The following is a 22610-nucleotide window of genomic DNA, read 5'->3' as shown; positions in this document are numbered from 1 at the left end:
GCGTAGGGCAACTTACTTGTTGCTTCCCTGATCAACGTCACGACACCATTGGGCCAGCAGCGACGCCAGGGCAGCGCGCTGCTGGTCGGCTTTGCGCTCATTGCGAATGTCGTCGAATATTTTGGCCAGTTGGCGACGCTGCTTGTCATCCAACCACTCCAGGGCAGGCTCCTCAAGTTTCAGGGTATCCCGCACAGCATGGGTTCGCAGGCTGATGCCTCGATGGTGCTGGAGTGCCCTGCCCATGACCACAAACGGGAAATTGGCGTTACGCGAGGGCCCATACGCCAGTTCGGTGCCGCCGCTGGGCACACCGCTGACCTTCCATTGAGCAATCTCATCCGCATGTTTACGCACCTGACGGCGCGCAGTGAAGGCACCGCCGATGCCCGTGATCAGGGTGCCCAGACCGCCTGTCAGGCCGCCCGTGGCTCCGTCAATCACCAGGCCCGCGCCGCCGCCAACCAGGCCACCGGCCGAGGTAGCCGCAAGCAGTAACTGCTTTTCGCTTAACCCCCACAGATACCAGTTTTGCTGATTGAAGAGGTCATCGTCCTCAAGGGCGAGACGGTTCTCAGAGGTTTGCAAATCGGTGTAGTAGAACAACTCTTCCACCTGACGGCGACAGCGTTTCTCGGCGCTATCCAGGTGGTGCTTGTACTGACGTGCCAGGACTGCCTTGACCGGGGCTTCCGGCGCTCCCTCGGGAATCTTCTGGCTGGCGCTGTAAGTGAGCGCTTCACAGACCAGGTCACCGATTAAATAGGCGGAGTTTTCATGCTGGCTGGCACGATCGGCTTCCAGCACCTCCACGGCGCGCTTAAGAGGTTGCTGCCACTCCGGGTCGAGATGACCAAACAGTGCCAGCAGGTCCAGTTGCTTGCGGTGCTCTGCTCGGTGCGCATCGAACGTGCGCACAGTCTGGAAATACTGGCCCAGTCCCGCGGTCCATTCATCCACGAAGTCTGTGCTGTCAATCGGGTTGATCAATGCGAGGCTGGGCCGTCCGGTCCAGCGCAAAATTTCCATTTCCGCCTCATAGTCGGCACCAAAGGGATGCGAACCATCCACCACGTAAATAATCCCCGCACCATCCATGATCGGCGCCAGTGCCTCACACTCATAACGATACTGTGGGTCCTGGGCATGCGCTGCCAGAAACTCGCGCACGGTGTCAGCCCGTGAGGCAGCGTTATCGTTGTGATCCTGCAGCCACGCCAGCACTGAGCGAGCGCGCTGTAAACCGGGCGTATCGATCAGTTCATACAGTGTTTCACCGTCAATCTGCATGGGAAAACGACGCATGGCCTGGGTCGAGCCTGCTTTGGCAGCAATATGTACAGAGTCGTCCCTGGCCAGCGTAGCCACAATCGACGACTTACCTTTATTTGGCCGGCCCACAACCGCGAATGCAGGAATGCTATCAGTGTGCATCGTCATCTCATGGCCACCGCAGTGGTTCGCACTGCACGCCCGGTAATGCCACGTCGTGCGCAAAGGCCTGCCATTCTTCGAGGTCGTGCTCGGCTACAGCTTTCCCAGCCAATGGCACCAGGCACAGGATACATTGGGGGATCCCCTCCAACCTGGCCAGTGTATCGCCCAGGTCTGCCAGGGGAGGCTCCCAGGCCTTGACCAGCACCAACAGTTGCTCAGGGCCATAGGCATTGACCCGGGCAATAGTCGCCAGGTCTTCGTCCACCGTTCCCAGGCCCAGAGACAACCGGTTGGCAACAGGTACCCGCGCGAGCAGGGGTTGCAGTTCAAGTTCCGCCTCTCCCAGCGCCTGTACCCAGTTGAGCAGCATCGCTCCCTCGTCGATGTCCACCGGTGCGATGTCCTGCGTCGGAGCCACGACCACATCCTGGGATTGCGCCTGGGTGCTGACATCCGGCGCGCGCATTCTGGAGAGGATGGCCGCGGCGCCTGGCAGTGCCACAAAGGCCTTGTTCAGTGCGCGACGATAGGCCACCCGCGAACCCACCAGCAACAGCAGCCGCGGCAGTAGTGCATAGCACGCCATACTCATGAACAGAAGCCACCACCAGGCGGAGCGCCCGTCGGCGGTGAGCTCGGACAGTTCGGGTGAGGCCGCGTAGTAGCGAGTGCCCGCCACTATTTCTGGGGTGAGCGCCGTCACAGGCAACCAGCCCTGCCAGGGTGCCGCCAGCCAATGACATAGCGTCATCATAATCTCATTGCTGATACTGAAGGTTGATCCCCAGACAAAGCCGAAGCCGGTTACCAACGCCAGTCCCAGGAACGCCACCATGGTGCCGGCACAAAATAGTAGACCAAACTCCTGCCCGTAGCGCAGCAGCAGAAGCCGCAGCGTGCCACTGTTTTTACTCAGCAGACGGGCATCGGGAATCTGTCTGCGGGTAATCAGCCGCGCCGGGTTCAGCGGCGAAACCGAGGGTGGTCTGCCGCCGACGGAACGCAGCAGCACCGCCAGGCCAAGCGCCGATCCCAGCAGCTGCAACACAACGAATAGCGCCAGAAACAACAACACGTTGACCAGGGCATTGGGACTGGCGAGCAGAAATCCGCCCATCATCAGTATGCCCAGTACCACCGCCGCGAGGCGCAATGCCAGTGCTACTACCGCGCTGTGATTGTCGACCTCCTCCGAGATCAGCGCCTGCTGTTCCCGCGCCGCCACCCAGAACAGCAATCTGCCCATATCGTCTGTGGCATGGCAATCCTGGCCAATGACGTGGTCGCGCTGGCGCAGTGTCGACAAGCTGGCATCGCGATCTGCTGCTACCAGCCTGGCCAGCGCATAGAGATCCTGTAATTGGGGCGAGGTGCCCTCTGCTGCCATTCGCAGTACTCGTTTTCCTGACTTGGGCCACATGATAGATTAATCTGTCCTGCTTTTGGACGACGAATATTGCGATGAAGCAATGTATCTACTGCCTGATGATTTTTGTGACCCTACTGACGGGCTGTTCTGAGCCAGTCGGGCCGGAGTCACAGATCAGAGCCAATATTATTGCCATGGAGGACGCATTGTCCGAGCGCAGTCCGGGCGATTTCCTGGAACACCTCTCTGCATCCTTTATCGGTGGCAAACAGAATCGAGGGGATTTGACCCGCGAAGACGCCAAACGGCTGCTCGGTGTGTATTTCCTTCGCTATCGCAATGTCGACGTACTGGTGTCACAGGTGAACGTCGAACTCGACCCCTACGAGGAGGCATTGGCTACTTCTTCAGCAACGGTTGCACTCGCCGGGGGCGCGGACTGATTCCGGACTCGGCCCGTCTGTATCAGGTCAGTGGCCAATGGCAGAACTTCGACGGCACCTGGAAGCTCACTCGGCTGAACTGGGAGTAGGCATTAATGCCGGCCGGCCTGAATCGGCCCGCCACGGGTAAAACCTGGAACCTCACAGAGGCGGAGCACTGATCGAATCCGCCAGGCTAAACGTACACGTCCAAAAGGAGATACGTATGCCCCGCTTTATCACACTCGTCATCCTGGTCTTGTCACTGGGCGCATGTAGCTCGGTCAGTGTCTCTGACTACCGCACATTTGAGCCGACCTTTGAGGTAGAAGAGTTCTTCCAGGGTACCTTGACCGCCCATGGCGTGGTGAAAAACCGCAGTGGCAAGGTCATCCGCACGTTCAGCGCCGACATCGACGCCCAATGGCGGGATGGCATCGGCACCCTGGACGAAGACTTTGTCTTCAACGACGGCGAGCAACAGAAGCGGATCTGGACACTGACACCCCGGGGTGATGGCAGCTATACCGGCACTGCGGGCGACGTCACTGGCGAGGGCCTGCTCACCCAGGCCGGTAACAGTGTCTTTCTGGACTACACGCTACAGGTGCCCTATCGCGGCGACACCATTGATGTGAGAGTGGACGACCGCATGTACCTGCTCACCCCGGATCTCCTCATCAATGAATCGAAAATGCGCAAATTTGGGGTGCGTGTGGGTGAGATTCTACTGGTAATACAACGGGTGCCCGGCGGCGCTTAGCCGACGTTGTGGTACACCTTCTGCACGTCTTCTACATCGTTGAGCATATCGAGAAATTTCTCAAACATCGGTTCATCGTCAGCGGGAATCGATGCGGTTTCTTTGGGCACGAACTGAATCTCTTCCACTTCAAATTCTATGCCCTCAAACGCCTCGGTGAGCGCCTGGCGCACCTTGGCAAACTCGGTGTGAGGCGCAAAGACAGTGATCTTGCCGTCTTCACACTCAATATCTTCTACCTCGACATCGGCCATCATCAACGCCTCTAACGCTGCTTCCTCGTCGTCGCCGGGGAACACAAAGATAGCGCTGTGATCAAAGGAATGGCTGACACTGCCGGGGGTGCCCAGTTTGGCCTTGGTCTTGGTGAAGCACACCCGGACATCGCCAATAGTGCGATTAGGGTTGTCGGTTAGACAGTCGACAATCACCATACAACCGCCGGGGCCAAAACCCTCGTAACGGGCGGGTGCAAAGTCTTCGCCCGAGCCACCTTTGGCTTTGTCGATCGCTTTGTCGATGACGTGTGCGGGCACCTGGTCACGTTTGGCGCGATCGATGGCGCTGCGCAGTGCCAGGTTACCATCGGGATCAATACCGCCCTGTTTCGCGGTGACATAGATCACGCGCGCATGCTTACTGTAGACACGGGCCTTCTGGTCCGACGTCTTGGCCATGGATTCCTTGCGGTTCTGGTAGGCTCTGCCCATGGGTTTGGCTCCTGAAAAAGGGCAGATTATACAAGGAGAGCCCGGCGATAAAAACAAACACAGGGGCTGGCGCTACAGACCGCCCCGGGTGGCGCCCGGTACCTAGCGGGGCTCCAGCACCAGGGGAAGGTTGTCCATCGGCTTGGCAAAGGGGAAGTGCTGAATTTTTCCCTGGTACTGGTCAGTTTTGGCAAAACGGATACGGTATCGCATCACCAATTGGGCCAGCGTGCATTTGAAGAGCATGTCCGCAAAATGCAGGCCAATGCACTTGTGCGCACCGCCGCCGAAGGGCGCCCACAGAAAGGAGTGCTGCTTGTGCTCTTCGCGGGCGAATCGATCGGGATCAAAGCGGTGAGGGTCGCGCCACCATGCCTCCATGCGCTGCACATACAGTGGCGACACCTGCACCATGGTATCCGGCGCCAGCGTATGGCCGCCCACTTCCACTTCTTTCACGGTGCGACGCATAAACATGGGTACGGGCGGATTCAGTCGCAACGTTTCCTTGAAGCAATGATCGAGGTCAGGCACCGCTGTACCGAGATCATCATACTCCAAGGCTGGCTTATCCAAGCACTTTAGCTCCTCATACAAACGATCCTGCCAGGCGATATCGTTGGCCAGGTAATAACTCGCCATGCTCAGGGCACTGGTAGTTGTGTCATGTGCGGCCAGCAGCAGGAAAATAAGGTGTTCACCGACAACCTGTTCCGAGTAGTACTCGCCCTGCTCTGATCGCTCGTTGGCAAAATACGTGGCCATGTCGCTACCACTGACACCACGCCGCTGCGGCACCAGGTCAACGAAAAAACGCTCCAGGGCGCGTCGACCGTTCATCCCCTTGCGATACTTGAGACCCGGCCAATCCTTGCGGATCAACGCCATGGGGCCCTCGTTCATATCAAGAAAAGACTGATTCAGGGCCCGCGTCTCAGCCCCCTCCATATCCAGACCCAGAAACACCTTGGCGCCCACATCCAGCAGCAATGTCTTTACATTGGGATAGAACTGAAAATCGTCGCACTTGCCCCACTGGCTGATCTGCGCCTCAATAATCGGTTGCATCAGGTCCACATAAGATCGCATGGCGTCGATCTTGAACGCGGTCTGCATAATGCGTCGATGAAACTTGTGCTCGTCGAAATCCTTCATCAGCAAGCCGCCGGCGAAGAAATCACCCATAGGGCCGTCGTAACCCATGCGCGTCGAAAAGCTGCGACTGCTGTCCAGGGTCATCTGCTGGACATACTCCGGGCCCAGCGCCACCACCATTTTCTGGAACGTCAGGCTGGCCTTGAACACGTCACCGTACTGCTGATAATGCTTGTGCAGTACCTTGTAGGGATCCATGACGAAGGCGAACGTATCCCCCAGCAAGGGCGTGCCAAAACTTCCGGGAATGTGACTTAGGCGCTTATTGTCCGGACGTTGCGCATAATCCGGCACTGAGAATTCCATTATGTTTATCTTCCAGCGGCAATCGAATTGTTGCTAGTCTATTGCTATACGCGTGCCCCAGCAACGGTAGATCAATCATCTAAATGCGCTTGGGGACCTTTTGTCAACCTGTAGCCAAACCATTACGCGAGTAACCATCATGGCCTACTGGCTGTTTAAAACAGAGCCGGATGAATTCAGTATCGACGATTTACAGGCCCTGGGTGAAACCCCCGAGCCCTGGGATGGCATCCGCAATTATCAGGCGCGCAACCTGCTGCGCGACGCTGTCGCCGAGGGGGATGAAGTTTTTATCTATCACTCGAGTTGCAAGCATATTGGTGTGGCAGGAACCGCCACCGTCGTGCGTGCCGCCTATCCGGACCCCGACCAGTTCAACCCGGATCACAAGTACTTCGATGCCAAGGCAGCACCCGATAACGTACGCTGGTATCGGGTCGACGTGGTGTTCCAACGCAAGTTTCAACGCCTTGTTACCCTGGCAGACATCAAAGTCATGCCGGGGCTGGAGAATATGATGCTGTTAAAGCAGGGGCGCCTGTCCATTCAACCAGTAACGCCCCCGGAGTGGGCCACCATTATCACCACCAGTGAGACCGATGTATGAGCAATACCCAACGCCCGGGCGATGGCACCCTGGAACCTCTCGAGGAACTGAACGCGCAATTGGCCTTCACCGAAGACGCTAATCGGCCGGACGCCGTCGCCGGCCGACACGCCAAAGGCTATCGCACTGCCAGAGAGAACCTGCACGATCTGGTGGACGAAGGGTCCTTTGTTGAATATGGACAGTTGGCAGTGGCTGCCCAACGTGGCCGCCGCGATCTGGGCGACCTGCGCACCAATACACCGGCCGATGGCGTCATCACCGGCCTCGCCACGATCAACGCACAAGGCGTGGGAGAAGCATCGGCACGAGCGGCAGTCATCATCAATGACTACACCGTACTGGCGGGCACCCAGGGCTACTACCACCACATGAAGCTCGACCGCATTATCGGACTTGCCAGGGAGCGTAGCTTGCCGACTGTCATGTATACCGAAGGTGGCGGCGGACGCCCCGGCGATACCGACATCACCACCACCAGCGGTGGCCTCAACGTGAGTTCGTTTGTCGAGTGGGCGCGGCTGTGTGACGAGGTACCTACCATTGCAGTGAATAACGGCTACTGTTTTGCCGGTAACGCGGCCCTGTTCGGTTGCGCCGACGTGCGCATCGCCACACGCAACTCCTGGATAGGCATGGCCGGCCCAGCCATGATTGAAGGTGGCGGCCTGGGGAGCTATGCCCCAAAAGAAATTGGCCCCAGCGAAGTTCACGAGGATAATGGCGTTGTCGATGTTGTCGTTGATGACGAAGCGCAGGCCACGGCACTCGCCCAGCGCATTCTCAGCTACGCCCAGGGTATGAGCCAGTCGTGGCAATGCGCTGACCAGACGCGGCTGCGCACGGCCATGCCGGCGGATCGGCGCTTTGCCTACGATGTTCGCAACATTATCGAGACGGTTGCGGACACCGATAGTTTCACCGAACTGACTCGAGGTTTCGGCGGTGCCATCATCACCGGTTTTATGCGCATAGAAGGCCGCCCGCTTGGCCTTCTGGCCAACGATTGCAAAGTGCTCGGCGGTGCCATTGACAGCGAGGCCGCCGACAAGGCCACGCGTTTTCTGGCGCTGTGTAATAAGTGGCAGCTCCCTATGGTCTCGCTGTGTGACACTCCCGGATTTATGGTGGGCCCCGCCAGTGAAGTTGCCGGTGCCCCCATACGTATGGGCGCCATGTTCGGTGCCGGAGCGCGCCTACAGGTACCCCTCGTGTGCCTGGTATTGCGCAAAGCGTATGGGCTCGGCGCTATGGCTATGGCCGGTGGCGGATTTCACATCCCCACCTACACCGGCGCCTGGCCTACCGGCGAGACCGGACCGATGGGACTTGAGGGTGCGGTCAAACTCGGATTTCGCAGGGAACTGGAGGCCCAGGAAACACTCCAGCAACGCGAGGCGATGTTCAATGAACTGGTCGAGGCTCTCTACCAGAAAGGGAAAGCGACCGAATCGGCTGCTACAATTGAGATAGATGGCGTATTCGATCCGGCTGACAGCCGCCGAACGATTATGCGCGCACTGGCCTAGACCCGGCCACAGAGAAGGTCCTGAGCTTCGACATAACGCAACAACTTGAGGGAGAAAAATATGCTGTTTTTAACGATTTTATCCTTTATTGCGCTGCTAGCTGTAGGTTGCGCCAATGACACAACACCACCAGGCCCACACAAAGTGATAGGGCCACTATCGGTGATGTTGCACGACACTAAACGCAACAGACATCTCGAAGTCGTGTTCTGGCACCCCGAGGCCCTGGCCGACGAGTCTCCCCTGGTGGTCTACGCACATGGCTTTAACGGCGACCCCGAGGATTCCACCTGGCTCACCAATCACCTCGCGAGCCAGGGCTATGTTGTCGCGGCACCGCGCTTCCCAGGCACCAATACCGACCTGAGCAGCGATCATCTACAATTGAACGATGTTATTAACCAACCCGCCGACGTCAGTCGCGCCATTGATTTAGCCCTGGGTGATGTACCAGGCGCTCCCGCCGACCTGGCAGGTAAAATAGATGCACAGCGTATTGCCCTAATCGGACGGTCACTGGGCGGGCTAACCACCTACCTCGCCGGCTACGATCCTGAACTAATGGAGCCGCGCCTCACCGCAGCCGTCGGCCTCGCCCCCGGTGCAGGCGATATTTTTTATCCCCCTTTTTACGAGCACCGCGATCTGCCGCTACTCATCATTCACGGTGACAAGGACATGCTGGTTGACTATCCCGCCACCAGTGCGCGCAGCCACGCGCGGTCCTCAGCGCCTAGGGTGCTGGCAAAACTGGTCGGGGGCACACACATGGGCTTTGCTGATTTCCCGTGGCTGGGGTTCAACCCGGACGCAATGGTCTGCACCTTTTTTGGCAGCACTTTCGACCAGGATCCGGCGGATATTACTTTTCACAGCGAGCTGGCCAGACGGCAACCCGATAGCGGCGTCGGTGACTATACCGACTCTCCACCCTGCACCTTCGACGTGCCCGAGGTTGCCACCATGAGCATTCCCCGTCAGCACGCGCTCAGTAAGGCGTTGATCAACAGTTTTCTGGCGACCCAATTGCGGGACGCGCCATTGGATCAATATCAGGCAGGTACCCGGCAATTGGCAGCCGACAACGCAGACCTCGAAATAGCGGTGGCGCTCTAGCGCCAATCGGTTCGGCCTCTACCGGAACAAGCGACGCAACTGCGATACCAGGAAAGCGCTGGCGGCATGAACAACATGGCGTTCCGGCGAGCTTGTATATTGGCGCTCCAAAACCTGCTCTGTACGACTAACAACCGTGACCGCATACTGAGCCAGGATGTGAGACTCAATATTGGATGGTGTGCATAACACGCCGTGGAGGGCCTGGCCGATTACGAGATTACCGGCGCCACCAGCCTAGAGGAACGGGCACTGAGAACCCATCTCGGCAAATCGCCTGCTCACCTGCTGCGGGCCACGTCTCTGGCACAATCTCAGGAACGTTGCACCGAAGTCAAGGATTCCCGACAGCTGCTGGCAGATGTGGACGAATACCTGAGCGCCAAGCCCGAGGGGGCGGAGATCAGCAATGAGTACCTGATGGAGCAGATTCGCCAGCGACTGGAGTGTTGATTGGGCAACTGGAAACCCACGGCACAATCCTTCATTATGCGCTGTCACAGCATCATCCCCGATGCACCACTTTCATTCTGAGGTGACCGTGACTCTACTCCGCAACCTGGTTCTCATGTCGCTGGCAGCCCTTACTGCCTGCAGCGAGAACAGCAATACACCGGCGCCCGGCGCCCCACACCACCGCCCCAGGCTGTAGCCGAAGCTGCGCTTCCGGATGCCAGTACGCGCTTTGAGCAACTGCTGGAATACAGCTACGCCCAGGATCTGGTCCGAGCCCCCTATACGGCCAGTTATCGTGGCCAACCCACCGACAATGGCAAGTGGAACTCCGTTTCGGAGGCACACCAGTCTGAGAGTCAGGCGCTGCGTGAAGAGCGCCTCGCTGCACTCGATGACATTGATACCGCGGCGCTGTCTGAAAATCTCAGATTGTCCAAGCAGTTATTCCGCAGCGATCTGGAACGTCGCAGCGCATCAGATGAATTTCGCCATCACAAGTACGTGATTCATCAGTATCGCGGGCCACATACTCAGGTAGCCAGTAGCCTGATCAATGTGCATACCGTGGCCAATGCCGAGGACGCCCACGACTATATCAGCAGAATCGAGGACACCGGTCGCTGGTTCGATGAGGTCATCGAGCAATTCCGCATCCGCGAAAAGAAAGACATGTTCCTGGCAGATTGGGCCTACCCGCAGATGATTGAAGCTGCCGGCAACGTGATCAGCGGCGCGCCCTTTGACGATGGTGAGGACTCAACCATCTGGGCCGACTTCCAGGCCAAGTTGACTGCCATCGATCTACCCGCGGAAGAACGGGCCGAATTGCTCGAACTCGGTAGAGCCGCGCTGCTAAGTTCACTGGCACCGGCCTATCAACGCCTGATCGCTGAACTTGAACACCAGGCCCCGTTGGCGCCCGCCAAAGACGGCGTCTGGAAGTTTCCCGATGGCGACGCCTTCTACGCCGAACGCCTGCGCTGGTTCACCACCACTGAACTCAGTGCCGACGAGGTACATAACATTGGTTTGAACGAGGTGGATCGAATCCACGGTGAAATGCGCGCCATCATGCAGACAGTTGAATTCGATGGCGACCTGGCCGCCTTCTTCGAGTTCATGCGCAGTGACGCCCAGTTCTACTACCCCAACACCGACGAGGGCAGAGAAGACTACATGGCCGAGGCTACCCGTATGATCGATGTCATGCGTACACGCCTGCCGGAACAGTTTGGACTCTTCCCCCAGGCACCGCTTAAGGTTAAACGGGTTGAAGCGTTCCGTGAACGCTCTGCCGGCAAAGCGTTTTACCAACGGCCACCGGCCGACGGAAGCCGCCCGGGAATTTACTACGCCAACCTGTATGACATGAGCCAGATGCCCAAGTATCAAATGGAGGCCCTGGCCTACCACGAGGGCATCCCCGGTCACCACATGCAGCTGGCCATCTCCGTGGAACTGGAGGGCGTCCCTGAATTCCAGAAGCACACCACCTTTACAGCATTCACCGAAGGCTGGGGCCTTTACAGCGAGCTGCTGCCAAAGGAGATGGGATTTTATGAAGACCCCTACTCAGACTTCGGCCGCCTGGCCATGGAACTCTGGCGCGCCGCGCGGCTGGTGGTGGATACTGGCATTCATAGCAAACAGTGGACACGCCAACAGGCTATTGACTACCTGATCGAAAACACTCCCAACCCCGCCGGTGATGCCCGAAAAGCCATTGAACGCTATATAGCTATGCCCGGGCAGGCCACGGCCTATATGATCGGCAAACTCAAGATTGTCGAACTGCGCGAGAAGGCGCGCACTGCCCTGGGTGAGGATTTCGACATCCGCGCATTCCACGATGAAGTGCTTAAAGACGGCCCAGTACCACTGTCTATTCTAGAGCAGAAGATCGACGCCTTGATAACGGCAAGTCAAGGAGACTAGTTGCGCATCACGTAAAAATTCGGTCTCAGCCGCCAGTGGAACTCGCAGCCATTGACCATACCAGGAAGGGGGACAAATAGGCTCGCCCCCGACTTACAATCAGGGTCGCGCAGACCTTCTGCCATCACAGCCAACAAACCACCTCTCACCCGCTTTTGCCGGTCAAAGCGCGCCCAAAGTGATACCGAATTCTTATCAATGCTGGCGAATACCACTTCAAGGACGATGCTGTTATTCAGATCCATAGTGATAGGCATACTGGCTTGACCGTCATGCTTGCTACCGGGCCACTGATGCGTTACGAAACGCCACCCATCACGCTGCTGCAACCAGTAGCCGCTACGTGCACCATCGCCTGACACCGAAATATCCAGTCAACCGTTAGGGTCAGCTGCGCCGAGAAACCGAGCGCAGCATCCGCGCCCAGCGCCGCCCGAAGCATCTCCCAGATAATCAGCAGGGAAAAGGCGTAGAGGACCCGCTCCAGCCAGCGCAGGCCCTCGGGCTCTACAACAGAATGCGTGCGGTCAATAATGCGTTTGACTTGCGCCATCTGACTAAAGCTGGCGAACACATCGGCAATCATCAGCACGCCAAGCAATGGCGGCAATATGCCGGGGCCAGCCACACTGAGCAACAGCGCTACTGCAAGCGGAGAGATACCAAAAATGCACGCGCCGAAAGCAGAAATCGTCGCAGAGTAACTCTGCATGTCGCTAGGTATACCAACGGTGCATAGAAAAACGCAAGCTATTGCTCACTGCCTTCCAGTACGGACTGCCTAGCAAATCCGCGACGGGTCGGAGCATGTTGTAGGCGGCGAGTGCAAACAAGAACCAGCTCATGGCGCGGCTGCGCCCGGTACTCGCTAAGTATCAACAAAGCAGGCCAATCAGCACCGCGAGCAGGATCTGTAAAACCATAGTTCAGGATATCAACATGACAGCATTCAACAGCACATCGAAGGATGTATACGGGATTATCGCGGTTTACGCACCATCTCACAGAGTTGGGACACGCCGGCCTGCAGTTCGCGCTCCGTCACCGTCAGGTCGACCAGATCGACCAGACTACCACCCGCCCTTGCGTGGCTTTCAACGTCGCGAAGCCGCGCAGCCACCGTGGGCAGACCAAAACTTCCGCAGTTGCTCGCTAGCGTGTGTGCCTCGCGCTCCAGGTCTTCGCTGCAACCAGCCGCCTGCAGCGCAGGCCAGCGCCGTTCTACTTCAGCGCGAAATTTTTCGATAACACTGACCAGATTGTCGTCGCCAATCTGCTGCCGCAGTGCCTCGACTGTATGCACATCTGCCAGCGATGGCGACGCCTCTGCATCTGGCGTATTATCCGACTCCGCTTGATCGGCCGCTTCCGAGCCCTCCTGCCGTATATACTGGGCTAGGACCTTTACCAGCGCATGCTCTTCCAACGGTTTAACCAGATAGCCGTTCATACCGCTATCTTTACTCGCCTTGCGCTCCTTGTCGCCTGTATAGGCAGACAGCGCTATGACGGGCAATGCATCCGCATCCCGTATGGCGCGAATACGGCGCGTGGCCTCATATCCATCCATCCCGGGCATGCTGATGTCCATGAATACGAGATCAAATGGCTCGCTTTCAACCAGCGCGACTGCATCCTCACCAGATACTGCCGTGGTGATCGTCAGCCCTTGATCCTGGAGAATCATACTCATGAGCATCAGGTTGGTTTCATTGTCGTCAACCAGCAACAGACGGCCCGTGAATTGGGTATCGACAATGAAAACTTCATCCTCTTTCTCTACAGGCGCCTCGACAGCTTCCAACGGTAGTTCTATCCAGAAGCGTGACCCCGTCCCTTCGCTAGAGATCAGTCCAATATCTCCACCCATCGCCGATACACTGCGTCGGGCAATATCCAGACCCAAACCACTGCCAACCTCCATTGCCGAAGAATTGGCGTCCTTACCGGTGTCAAATGGTTCGAATATTGTCGGTTGTGCTTCCAGCGGGATACCAATACCAGTGTCAGCAACCTCCAGACGCAGTGTCATTCCCTCAGATCGCCCTCGGTCAACATCAATACGAATCTCACCCGTCTCGGTAAACTTGATCGCATTAATCAGGAAGTTGAGTATGACCTGGCGTAGCGATTCCACATCGCCCCAGAAAAAGAGGGGGATGGTGTCGTTAAAATCTAGGCGAAGATCCAGCTTTTTCTCCAGTGCACGCGGTCGGACGATGTCAATGACAGACTCCAGCGCCTCTGAGAGATTAAACGCTACAGGGCCCGAGCCCGCCTCTGCGGCTTCAAGCTTGGCGATATCCAGGACGTAGTTAATGGTTTCCAGCATATGATCGGAGGATTTATTAGCCAGTTCCAATAAATCTGCTGCACGGGGTGGAAGCACTTCTTTCTGCATAAGTGACATCGCGCTGATAATACCGTTTAGCGGTGTGCGCATTTCGTGACTCATTTGCGAAAAAAACGCATTGCGCGCCGCTTGGGCGGATTCAAGTTTTTCCTTGGCCTGGCTCAGCTCTCCATTCAAGCGCTCCAAATCCGCCACCATACTCGCATCCGAAGCCATGTAGAGCAGCTGATCGAGCTGTACGTCCTGGTGTGAAAAGTCACTCAAGCCCAACTTCTTGTCTTCACAATTCGCGTTCATCCAGTACAACCAGGGCGCGCCGCAGAATACCAGGCACTCTTGAAAAGGGTCTGGCTCGTGAATTAATTGCCCCCTGATAGCGAACTTCTGATCACGGGACGTCAGCAAATATAATGTATCGAGCCTCCGTAGAAATTCGTCGAAATGCCGTAAATCTCTAGGACGCACAAGTTGAAAAACGTCTTCCAGGCGTGGCTGCGAAGTCAGGCTGGGCATATGGCGCAGGAGGGTGTCACTGGCAAAGATAATGTCCAGACGACGATCCAACACCATCACCACAGAGAACAAATCCAACAGGGATTGCAGATGATGTTCCCCCTTAATGTCGCTAAGAATAGTCAACTAACACTCACCTCATACACTGCGTGGGTACCCTGCTCAGTCGGTTGATCAGTGCGGCTGTGAATTTCGAGATCGGCATCAAAGCGTATGGCGAGGCCCTTCAGCAATCCATCAACGAAGGGGACAAGGCCTTCCCGCTTACTCATGTAGTGAATTCTGTAGCGAGGTGGTTCAAGATCTTCCACCATGAACTCAGGCGGCACGTAGTCGAGAAAAGTGCCTGTGATTCGGTCATGCAACGAATTCATGTTGGACAAAAATTCCACCATGGTATCTCCCGAGGCATCCATTAGGGTGCCGTAGGATTTGGAGGCCGTCTCCAGCACCCAGTACTCGCCAAACATCTCAAGGCATTTCGCTATCGGCGCTCCCAGTACCTCTGACGCCGCACCCACGAGCTTATAGGTGACCTCGTCGTCATAGTGGCGCATGGTCAGGAAGGAATCCTCCGGCATGCCCGAATGCTCCAAAACTTTGCTCCACTCCTGCTCACCAAACTGCTGGAGGATCATACTCTGTAGCGCCTTGTTGATAAGTCCATACATAATCTTCACTCCCGTTCAAAAAAGGCCCCTCAAGCTCGCATCTTCTTCCAGCCCTGAAGTTTTCGATAAATCGTTGAAGGTGAGACTTCAAGCAGCCCTGCCGCCTGATTGATATTGCCGCTGCATACGTCAATGGCCGACTCAATCGCATTTTTTTCTGTTAACCACAGTGGCTCGATTTGTTCTCTACGTGCAACATGATCGGCCTCATGTAGATTATCTGAAGCGCTGGCATTCGCTCTTGGCTTTATCGCGACTGCGGACAATACACTGGATTCGACCTCCAGCTGACCTGAAGTTACCTCGTGGGGGAGCATTGAGTGCTCAACCCGATCGCCATTGTTAAGCACCACCAATTGATGCATGGCATTTTGTAGCTGGCGAACATTGCCTGGCCATGCATAGTGGCGAATGGCCTCTTCCGCCTTTTCACTGAAACCGCGGAAAACCTTATTCTCCCGCTCACTAAAAACCGATAGAAAACACCGGGCAATCAATAACACATCATCGTCCCGCTCGCGCAACGGGGGTAGTCTGACGGGCACCACATGCAGTCGATAGAAAAGGTCCTCTCGAAAGCGCCCTTCGCGCACTTCGAGGATGGGATCGCGGTTAGTCGCACAGACAAACCGCACATCAACTTTTTCGAGCTCATTGCTACCGACCTTGCGAAACGTACCTGTCTGAATAAAGCGCAGAAGTTTCTTTTGCAGTTCAAGGCTCATTTCGCAGATTTCGTCTAGAAACAGCGTGCCTCCGTTGGCGACGCTGGCGGCACCCTCACGGTTACTACTGGCACCCGTGAACGCCCCCTTTACATGGCCAAATAATTCACTCTCCATGAGCTCGCCGGGGATGGCGCCGCAGTTTATCGCGATAAAGGCTTTATCACGGCGTTCACTATGCTGGTGGACAGCTTCGGCAGCCAGCTCTTTTCCTGTCCCACTTTCACCCACGATGAACCCGGTCGCATCGCTAGCAGCGAGCGAGTCAATCGTCCTGTACACAGACTGCATCGCCGTCGACTTACCGATGAAATCCCCATAGCCATCGCGCTCACGTAGTGCTAAATCTCTGACTTGCTTGCCAAGGCGCAATTGAGATGCAGCATTGTCCAGAGTGACGCGTAACCGAGCAGCGTCAAACGGCTTGGTTAGGAAGTCAAACGCGCCCATCTGAATAGCTTCTACGGCCATTTCGGACGTACCGTGCGCCGTCATGACGATGATCTGCGCGGGATTCTTCATGGCCTGAATCTCGGCCAGAAAATCCATTCCATTACCGTCGGGGAGCTGAATATCAAGAAGTACAATGTCCGGTTGGAACGCACCGTATGTGGCATGAGCCCTTCCCAGCGAATCAACCGTGACCACCTGGTACTGCTCGTCAGGTAGGTAGGCTTTGTATACCTCAGCGAGGGAAGCACTGTCTTCAATCATTAATAGTCTAAGTGCCTTTGTCATGGGACGTTACTCCTTACTGGGCGCTCGTTGACAGCGCAACCAACGATTGAAGAATGCTCATCTACACTGCTGGAAAACGCAACAGCATCTTTTGTAGTTCGAGACTCATTTCGCAAATTTCGCAAATTTCGCAAATTGCTCAAATTTCGCAAAGAAAAAAATGTGCCGCCATTGGCAACACTGGCAACGCCCTCTCGGTTACTGCTGGCACCTGTAAATGCGACTTTGATACAGCCGACCAACTCACTCGTTATCAGTTCACCGGGAATCGTGCTACGGCTAATCGAAATGAAGGCATTGCCGCAGCGTTTCCTGTGCTGGTGAGCGGATTCAGCTGCGAGCTCTTTACCTGTGCCGCTCTCTCCGACAACAAACCCGATCGCATCACTGTAAGCTAGCGAGTCGATAGTCTTATCCACAGACTGCATCGCCGCCGACCGACCGACCGACCGACCGATGAAAATCACGTAACCATCCCGCTCTCCCGACGGCTACTCTATTATCGGCCTGCCCAGTCGTTTCTTTAATGCAGTATTTTCCAACGCGACGCGTAACCGCGCAGCATCAAACGGCTTGCTGAAAAACTCGAACGCCCGCTCCTGGATCGCTTCTAAGGCCATTTCTGATGTACCGTGCGCGGTCATCACGATGAGCTGGACGGGATTCTCAATGGCGCGAGTTTCGCTTACGAAATCCAAGCCGCTAACCTCGGGGAGCTGACTATCCAGGAACACTGTCTCCGGCGGAAACGCCCTGTAAGTGACTCGAGCCCTTCCCACCGAATCTACCGCGACCACCTGACACTGCTCTTCAGGTAGGTAGGTTTTGTAAACCTCAGCGAGAGGAACACTGTGTTCAATCATTAAGAACATAAGTGCCTGTGTCATGAGAGGTTACTCCCTAATGGGCGCTCATTGACAGCGCTACCAACTATCGAAGAGCGCTCGTCTAGTCCACTGGTAAGTGGGCGGTGCACCACCTCCAGACTTGCAAGTGCCAAAGCAAGCGAACCCAGGGTAATTCCCTGTGCGTATGCCAGCCCGGGATTGAGTATGAGATTGAATGTCTGGGCCGTCATGAACATAAGCATTGCCCAGATCAGTGGTTGTATCGCCCCCTCTCGCTCCCTGTGGAAGATATTGGCCCGCCATAGCGCAAGCCATATCTTGCAGTGCATAAATAGATACAGGGAGGCGCCGATCAAACCATACTTGTAGCTGGTGCCCACAAGCCCGAGGTCGGAGGGGTAAAAATAGAATGCGACGATGTCCTGATAAGAGAGACCATAGGCACTGTCTTCGCCAGCGCCCAGCAACGGATGCCTCAGAATATGCTCTAGTGCAGAGGCAAAAGCCTTGGCGCGAATCGTGCCGCCATCTGCACCTAGAAAGTAATTGAGGGCCAGGTGACCCATGACTGGCGCAGCTAGCAAGGCGAGCGGCGCTGCGACAAGAATCAATTGCACACGCGAGCGACTGGCCAGAAAAATAGGATAAAGAATTACTGACAGCGCCATGGTCGCCAGTGTGGCGCGGTACAGCACGATACTCCAAATATATCCGCCGAGGGCGATGACTAAAATTGCGCCCAGAACAGACACCTTGCTTCTGGCCTGTGCTATCAATGCCAGTCCCGCCAGCAGTGCTACCATAATGGCAAACAGCGGTGGCTTAAGACGAAAACCACGCCACTCATCGTAGGTCACCAGGTTGCTGTTGGTGTGATCGCTGGAAAAAAATACCTCACGTAAATCCATCGTGGCATAGAAAAAAAGATAGTTGAGCATGAGCGCCACCAGCGCTACCCAAACCACGCTATGAACATCCCGTGTTGCCATGCCACAACGACAAAGAAGATAAATTCCAGGGCCGAGAAAACCCAACAGGAACTCTCTGGCTGAGAAAAAGCTATAGACAGGATTGCCGGCGTAGTTAATGCTAAACACCAGTGCGCTCACTACCATAATGCCACCAATAAGAAGCGCGGGCGCCATGACCCAGCGGTACCAGTCCGCAGCCGGAAGCATGAACAGGCCACGCCAGGCACCCAGCAGATAGAGTCCTAGCGAGGCTGCTATTCCCAATTCCTGCAGGCGATTGGCAAAGTAGTAGCGACCTCCCTGAAAGCCGGCAAATATCGCGATGAACACCAGCAGCATAACGATACAGCGCAGATTCAGCGGCAGGCGTATAGGCGTGACAGAGGTTGCGTGCTTAGCCAATGTACTCATGATACGGGCGCCTCAAGCTTGGCCGCGCCCACTACCACCGCAAGCACTGTGCGGACGTTGGCATATTCACCATGGAATAGCTTGCGCACCAGTTGCAGCGCCGCCACGAGATAACAGAATGGCAGCCTCAGCGGGTAGTGCTTGCGCATGAAAATCAAACGGCTGCGATACATGTGACCATCAGCAAACGCCGATGCACTGCGCTGCCAGCCGGACGATCCAATAGAACTACCTTCGCGGTGGTAAAGTCGCGCACCCTCGGCTATTACCATCGGAAAGCGGTTGGCGTTGCGGGTGAACCAATCGATTTCCTCGTAGTAGAGAAAGTAGTATTCGCCAAGCAAACCGACCTGCTCCAGGGCAGCGCGGGGGATAAGCATCGAGCAACCACTCAGGTAGTCGAGCTTTTTCACTGTAAAATCGGTACTGGGTAGTTCCCCTTCGGGCAAAAAGCGCCCCTCTGAACAGGCAGCTACTCCTGTATAGGCATTGAAGCGATTCCCGCCCACAGCCTGAATGATGTCGGGCTGGTCAAAAAAGTGAATGACCGATCCGCAAACGGCGCGGTCTTGCACCCGCGCGAGCCGATTGCGCATCCTTAACAGACAATCTGGTTCCACCAAAGTGTCGTTGTTCAGCAACCAGACACAGTCCATATCGGGCTGCGCGAGTGCCAGCCTGAGCCCCACATTATTGCCTGCTGCGAAACCCAGGTTGGCGCCGTTATCAACTAGCACCAGATCAGTAGACGCAGAGACGCTCGTGGACAGCGATTGCTTGCGATCAATGCGTACTGTCTGCGGCCGCTTGGTCTGCTTACCAAACAAGCCCGCCAATCGAGGCTCGCTTGGTATCACACTGGCAAGCGTACCTTCTGCCCAGGCAGCGATATGGTCAAGGCTGCCGTCTCCCGATGCGTTGTCACAAACAACGGCACACATAGGAACGCCCTCACTGGCAAACATAGTTTCCAGGCAGGCAATCGTGTCCTGCCAGCCTCGCCAGTTAAGCAGCACGACATACGCCCGCTTATCCACGCTGAGGCACCTCACCGCAGAGCATGTTAAGGAGCTGCTGGTCGGTCAGCGGAGTATCCGGCATGCCCAGCCCAGCCATGACGAACATCTGCCTCACATGAGCATTAATTCCGCTAAATACAAAACCACCCTGGGACTCCGGATCGCGCTGGAAGAATGGGCTTAGGGCGACTATCGCGGAACTGTGCAGCAGCGTGACGCCGCGCAAATCGATATAACAGTCGCGATCGCGACTAGCGTGTCCGAGAGATTCAATGAATCCCGTAGCTGCAAATTCACTGGCACTGACTTCGCCGCCAATAAACGTTATCACGCCATCATGTAGTGCATAACTTCGGCAACTGAACGATTTCCCTTCATCGGTACCAATGACTTCGAGAGTACCAACGTGCTGCCCCTGAACAGCATCCATCGCACGCGTGACAGAAAGATCGCGGCGCAGACGCGGTGAAATACCTAGGCATTGCACATCAAATTGTTTGTGCTGCTGCATTTCGCCAAGGGTGAGCAGGAGCTGGTGGGCCTTGAGTTCAACCCGGCGCACGGCACTGAAATCAAGTAAATGCAGGGTGTTGACGCTTTCGTCATCTCGCAAGCTATCCACAACTGCACGTAGGTAGGCGTAGCCAACCAACGTGGGCAGTCGTAATACGGCCAGGGACTGATCACGGTTCGACCAAAGTCGGTACCAGCGCACCTGCTCTGCACTAGGCAGCGTATGCACCATAAAGTCAGCCAGTTCAGACAACCTGGCTATGGCCAGCGGCAGACTCAGTGCTGCAAGTTTTATCAAGCCGTGGGCGTAACGTCGCCACAGCCTTACTGGATCCTGAAAAATTCGATATACCCACTCAAGGTTCAGTCGTCGCACCCAGGCAGGCGCTCTACGCACCGTACCGATAATGAATTCGAAAGTGCCTCCTACCCCTATCGACACCGGCACCTGCAAACGCTGCCGATTTCGGTTGAACCACAACTCCTGCTTAGGGTTACCCAGGCCCAGTAACAAGATGTCTGCCCCTGATCGGTTGATCTGATCGACAACCGCCTCGTCGTCGGCGTAACAGTTGGCGAGCTCGGGGCCAGCTGTATAAACGTATGGCGCAGCGATGCCTGCGATTTTCAACCCAGGGTTAGTCTCTTCAAGCCGCTTTGCCGCCTTTTTCGCAACGCCCGAGCCACCTCCGAGCAGGAAAATGGAGAGCTTGTTATCGCGCGCCAGTGGCGCTAGCGCGGGCACCAGGTCCGACCCACAGACTCGCTGCTTCACCGGGCGGCCCACCAGGCGGCTGAGCCAGACCACAGGAAACCCGTCGGCCGTGACCAGATCGGAGTGGCGCAACACATCCAAAAGTTCAGGATGTCTCGCACGCGAGAACCGGGTGCCCAGCGCGTTGACCAGAAAGTCCACATTCAGCGTAGACACAAGGCGTGCGCGACCATCGCGCAGCTTGGCCAATTCAATAATGCGGCTCACGGTCTGCTCAAGACTGAGGTTATCCACGGGGATGCCAAGCGGTGTTACGCAGTCTCGCTCGAGTCTATGAATCATGTAAGTCATTCGGTTCACGCTCCCAGTGAGGTATCACTTTCCGAGGTGACATCGGGTTTATCTTTGTGGGCCGCACGGTATTCGAGCAATGTTCGCAACATCCTCCCTAGCAATACCCATGCAAGCACGCCAAATGTCGCCAGCATCGCACCCGCGATGGCTCCAATCACAACCCGTTTTTTGCGCGACATGTTGAAACTTCGAAACGGCAGCGCTGCGGGGTCGATGACCTCCAATACGTATTCTTCACGCGCGTTGGCCAACATTGCGATGGCCGTCTGCGCCTCAATCAAACGAAATAGCGACTGCTGAATTTCTACAACTTCAGAGCGACCCAACTCTCCCTCAAGAAACTCTTGTTTGCGTTGAACCTCAGCCAATGTTCGGCCACGCATATACTCGTTGAATGTGTACACATACTGATTGGCCCAATCACGCGCTACCGCCGCATCAGGCCAGACCATGCTGATCGATAGAATCTGTGTTTCCTCATCGAGAACAATCCGCCTCACCTTCTCCCCGAAGGTAGTGAGCACCTCACCCCGATCGGGAATGAAACCTTCTCGCCAATGGTCGTCTTCTTCTAACCATTGGTTGGGATAGAATTCCTTGTAAACGTTGTACTGTTCGAGAAACCGCTCCGTGAATTCGCGAGAACCCAATCTCGCTTGAATCACGTGTTCGTAATTGTCATGCTTGGTGCCCAACACGAAGCCATGCTCGACCAGAGTGAGTACCTGTGAGGCACGTCGATCATCTGGCGACACACCGCCGGGATCATCGATGTGAACCACGCTGACCCGTGCTGTGGACTCATACAGGTAGGGTTTGCCTTTCACCCACCATGCCGTTAACACGGCAAACACGAGCATTGACGCAAAAATCAGCCACCGGGCATTAAGCAATGCCATTAGGTAGGGCATCAGATCCATATCCATAGCAGCGGTCTGCTGGGTTATGTGCGATTGATTGACGTCCACGCTCCG

Annotated in this window: 22 protein-coding genes; 7 read left to right on the top strand and 15 right to left on the bottom strand. The window is 56.1% G+C overall.

All coding sequences use genetic code 11. The features are described from left to right. Positions 1 to 12 precede the first annotated feature (12 nt). Positions 13 to 1434 (bottom strand): DUF3482 domain-containing protein, encoded by a 1422-nt coding sequence (locus BST95_RS09165; protein WP_169843897.1) that lies wholly within the window; start codon positions 1432 to 1434, stop codon positions 13 to 15. A gap of 7 nt (positions 1435 to 1441) precedes the next feature. Further along, the gene (locus BST95_RS09160; protein WP_169843896.1) at positions 1442 to 2824 is read right to left on the bottom strand and encodes a DUF2868 domain-containing protein; all 1383 of its coding nucleotides are present in this window, start codon (positions 2822 to 2824) and stop codon (positions 1442 to 1444) included. 74 nt (positions 2825 to 2898) lie between these two features. On the opposite strand from BST95_RS09160, the gene BST95_RS09155 reads away from it, so the two are divergent. Further along, entirely contained in the window at positions 2899 to 3249 is a 351-nt protein-coding gene (locus BST95_RS09155; RefSeq protein ID WP_084199007.1) for a hypothetical protein, read from the top strand. A 205-nt stretch (positions 3250 to 3454) separates the two neighbouring features. Next, complete coding sequence (locus BST95_RS09150; RefSeq protein WP_084199006.1) at positions 3455 to 3991, top strand: DUF3833 domain-containing protein; 537 nt, start codon at positions 3455 to 3457, stop codon at positions 3989 to 3991. Here BST95_RS09150 and BST95_RS09145 read toward each other — a convergent pair. Both BST95_RS09145 and BST95_RS09140 read right to left on the bottom strand, forming a co-directional pair. Further along, positions 3988 to 4701: a YebC/PmpR family DNA-binding transcriptional regulator gene (locus BST95_RS09145; protein ID WP_084199005.1), complete on the bottom strand. Its 714-nt coding sequence runs from the start codon at positions 4699 to 4701 to the stop codon at positions 3988 to 3990. The two genes, BST95_RS09150 and BST95_RS09145, sit on opposite strands and share 4 nt — an antisense overlap. A gap of 102 nt (positions 4702 to 4803) precedes the next feature. Further along, positions 4804 to 6162 carry a cytochrome P450 gene (locus BST95_RS09140; RefSeq protein WP_084199004.1) on the bottom strand — a complete coding sequence of 453 codons (1359 nt, stop codon included), beginning with the start codon at positions 6160 to 6162 and terminating at the stop codon, positions 4804 to 4806. Positions 6163 to 6301: 139 nt separating this feature from the next. On the opposite strand from BST95_RS09140, the gene BST95_RS09135 reads away from it, so the two are divergent. From BST95_RS09135 to BST95_RS09115, 5 genes are all read left to right on the top strand, one after another. Then, positions 6302 to 6769: an EVE domain-containing protein gene (locus BST95_RS09135; protein ID WP_084199003.1), complete on the top strand. Its 468-nt coding sequence runs from the start codon at positions 6302 to 6304 to the stop codon at positions 6767 to 6769. Continuing rightward, a complete protein-coding gene (locus BST95_RS09130) occupies positions 6766 to 8298 on the top strand; it encodes an acyl-CoA carboxylase subunit beta (RefSeq protein ID WP_084199002.1) in 1533 nt (510 codons plus the stop codon). The genes BST95_RS09135 and BST95_RS09130 overlap by 4 nt, the downstream gene beginning before the upstream one ends. A gap of 60 nt (positions 8299 to 8358) precedes the next feature. After that, a complete protein-coding gene (locus BST95_RS09125; RefSeq protein WP_084199001.1) occupies positions 8359 to 9414 on the top strand; it encodes an alpha/beta hydrolase family protein in 1056 nt (351 codons plus the stop codon). A 195-nt stretch (positions 9415 to 9609) separates the two neighbouring features. After that, positions 9610 to 9867 carry a hypothetical protein gene (locus BST95_RS09120; RefSeq protein ID WP_084199000.1) on the top strand — a complete coding sequence of 86 codons (258 nt, stop codon included), beginning with the start codon at positions 9610 to 9612 and terminating at the stop codon, positions 9865 to 9867. A 138-nt stretch (positions 9868 to 10005) separates the two neighbouring features. Next, positions 10006 to 11805: a DUF885 family protein gene (locus tag BST95_RS09115; protein ID WP_205737383.1), complete on the top strand. Its 1800-nt coding sequence runs from the start codon at positions 10006 to 10008 to the stop codon at positions 11803 to 11805. Here BST95_RS09115 and BST95_RS09110 read toward each other — a convergent pair. The 11 genes from BST95_RS09110 to BST95_RS09060 all read right to left on the bottom strand — a co-directional run bounded on the left by BST95_RS09110 (position 11802) and on the right by BST95_RS09060 (position 22604). Further along, positions 11802 to 12050 carry a hypothetical protein gene (locus BST95_RS09110; RefSeq protein ID WP_102106234.1) on the bottom strand — a complete coding sequence of 83 codons (249 nt, stop codon included), beginning with the start codon at positions 12048 to 12050 and terminating at the stop codon, positions 11802 to 11804. The two genes, BST95_RS09115 and BST95_RS09110, sit on opposite strands and share 4 nt — an antisense overlap. A gap of 53 nt (positions 12051 to 12103) precedes the next feature. Then, positions 12104 to 12517 carry a hypothetical protein gene (locus BST95_RS09105; protein WP_084198998.1) on the bottom strand — a complete coding sequence of 138 codons (414 nt, stop codon included), beginning with the start codon at positions 12515 to 12517 and terminating at the stop codon, positions 12104 to 12106. A gap of 267 nt (positions 12518 to 12784) precedes the next feature. After that, positions 12785 to 14797 carry an ATP-binding protein gene (locus BST95_RS09100; protein WP_084198997.1) on the bottom strand — a complete coding sequence of 671 codons (2013 nt, stop codon included), beginning with the start codon at positions 14795 to 14797 and terminating at the stop codon, positions 12785 to 12787. Further along, positions 14794 to 15342: a heme NO-binding domain-containing protein gene (locus BST95_RS09095; RefSeq protein ID WP_066058415.1), complete on the bottom strand. Its 549-nt coding sequence runs from the start codon at positions 15340 to 15342 to the stop codon at positions 14794 to 14796. Before BST95_RS09095 ends, BST95_RS09100 begins: the two co-directional genes overlap by 4 nt. A gap of 29 nt (positions 15343 to 15371) precedes the next feature. Next, positions 15372 to 16805 carry a sigma-54-dependent transcriptional regulator gene (locus BST95_RS09090; protein WP_084198996.1) on the bottom strand — a complete coding sequence of 478 codons (1434 nt, stop codon included), beginning with the start codon at positions 16803 to 16805 and terminating at the stop codon, positions 15372 to 15374. Beyond that, positions 16802 to 17233, bottom strand: a complete 432-nt coding sequence (locus tag BST95_RS21345; RefSeq protein ID WP_373295089.1) for a sigma 54-interacting transcriptional regulator — start codon at positions 17231 to 17233, stop codon at positions 16802 to 16804. Before BST95_RS21345 ends, BST95_RS09090 begins: the two co-directional genes overlap by 4 nt. 63 nt (positions 17234 to 17296) lie before the next feature. Next, complete coding sequence (locus BST95_RS09080; protein WP_084198994.1) at positions 17297 to 17692, bottom strand: response regulator; 396 nt, start codon at positions 17690 to 17692, stop codon at positions 17297 to 17299. Next, positions 17689 to 19035: a hypothetical protein gene (locus tag BST95_RS09075; RefSeq protein ID WP_084198993.1), complete on the bottom strand. Its 1347-nt coding sequence runs from the start codon at positions 19033 to 19035 to the stop codon at positions 17689 to 17691. The genes BST95_RS09080 and BST95_RS09075 overlap by 4 nt, the downstream gene beginning before the upstream one ends. Then, positions 19032 to 20072 carry a glycosyltransferase family 2 protein gene (locus tag BST95_RS09070; RefSeq protein WP_229801661.1) on the bottom strand — a complete coding sequence of 347 codons (1041 nt, stop codon included), beginning with the start codon at positions 20070 to 20072 and terminating at the stop codon, positions 19032 to 19034. The genes BST95_RS09075 and BST95_RS09070 overlap by 4 nt, the downstream gene beginning before the upstream one ends. After that, positions 20065 to 21633, bottom strand: a complete 1569-nt coding sequence (locus BST95_RS09065) for a WecB/TagA/CpsF family glycosyltransferase (RefSeq protein WP_084198992.1) — start codon at positions 21631 to 21633, stop codon at positions 20065 to 20067. The genes BST95_RS09070 and BST95_RS09065 overlap by 8 nt, the downstream gene beginning before the upstream one ends. 5 nt (positions 21634 to 21638) lie before the next feature. Further along, entirely contained in the window at positions 21639 to 22604 is a 966-nt protein-coding gene (locus BST95_RS09060) for a GumC domain-containing protein (RefSeq protein WP_169843894.1), read from the bottom strand. Positions 22605 to 22610: the final 6 nt, after the last annotated feature.

Source organism: Halioglobus japonicus, assembly GCF_001983995.1.
Taxonomy (GTDB): domain Bacteria; phylum Pseudomonadota; class Gammaproteobacteria; order Pseudomonadales; family Halieaceae; genus Halioglobus; species Halioglobus japonicus.
The sequence above is the reverse complement of the archived record's forward strand: the minus strand, read 5'-3'. Positions and strand labels throughout refer to the sequence as shown.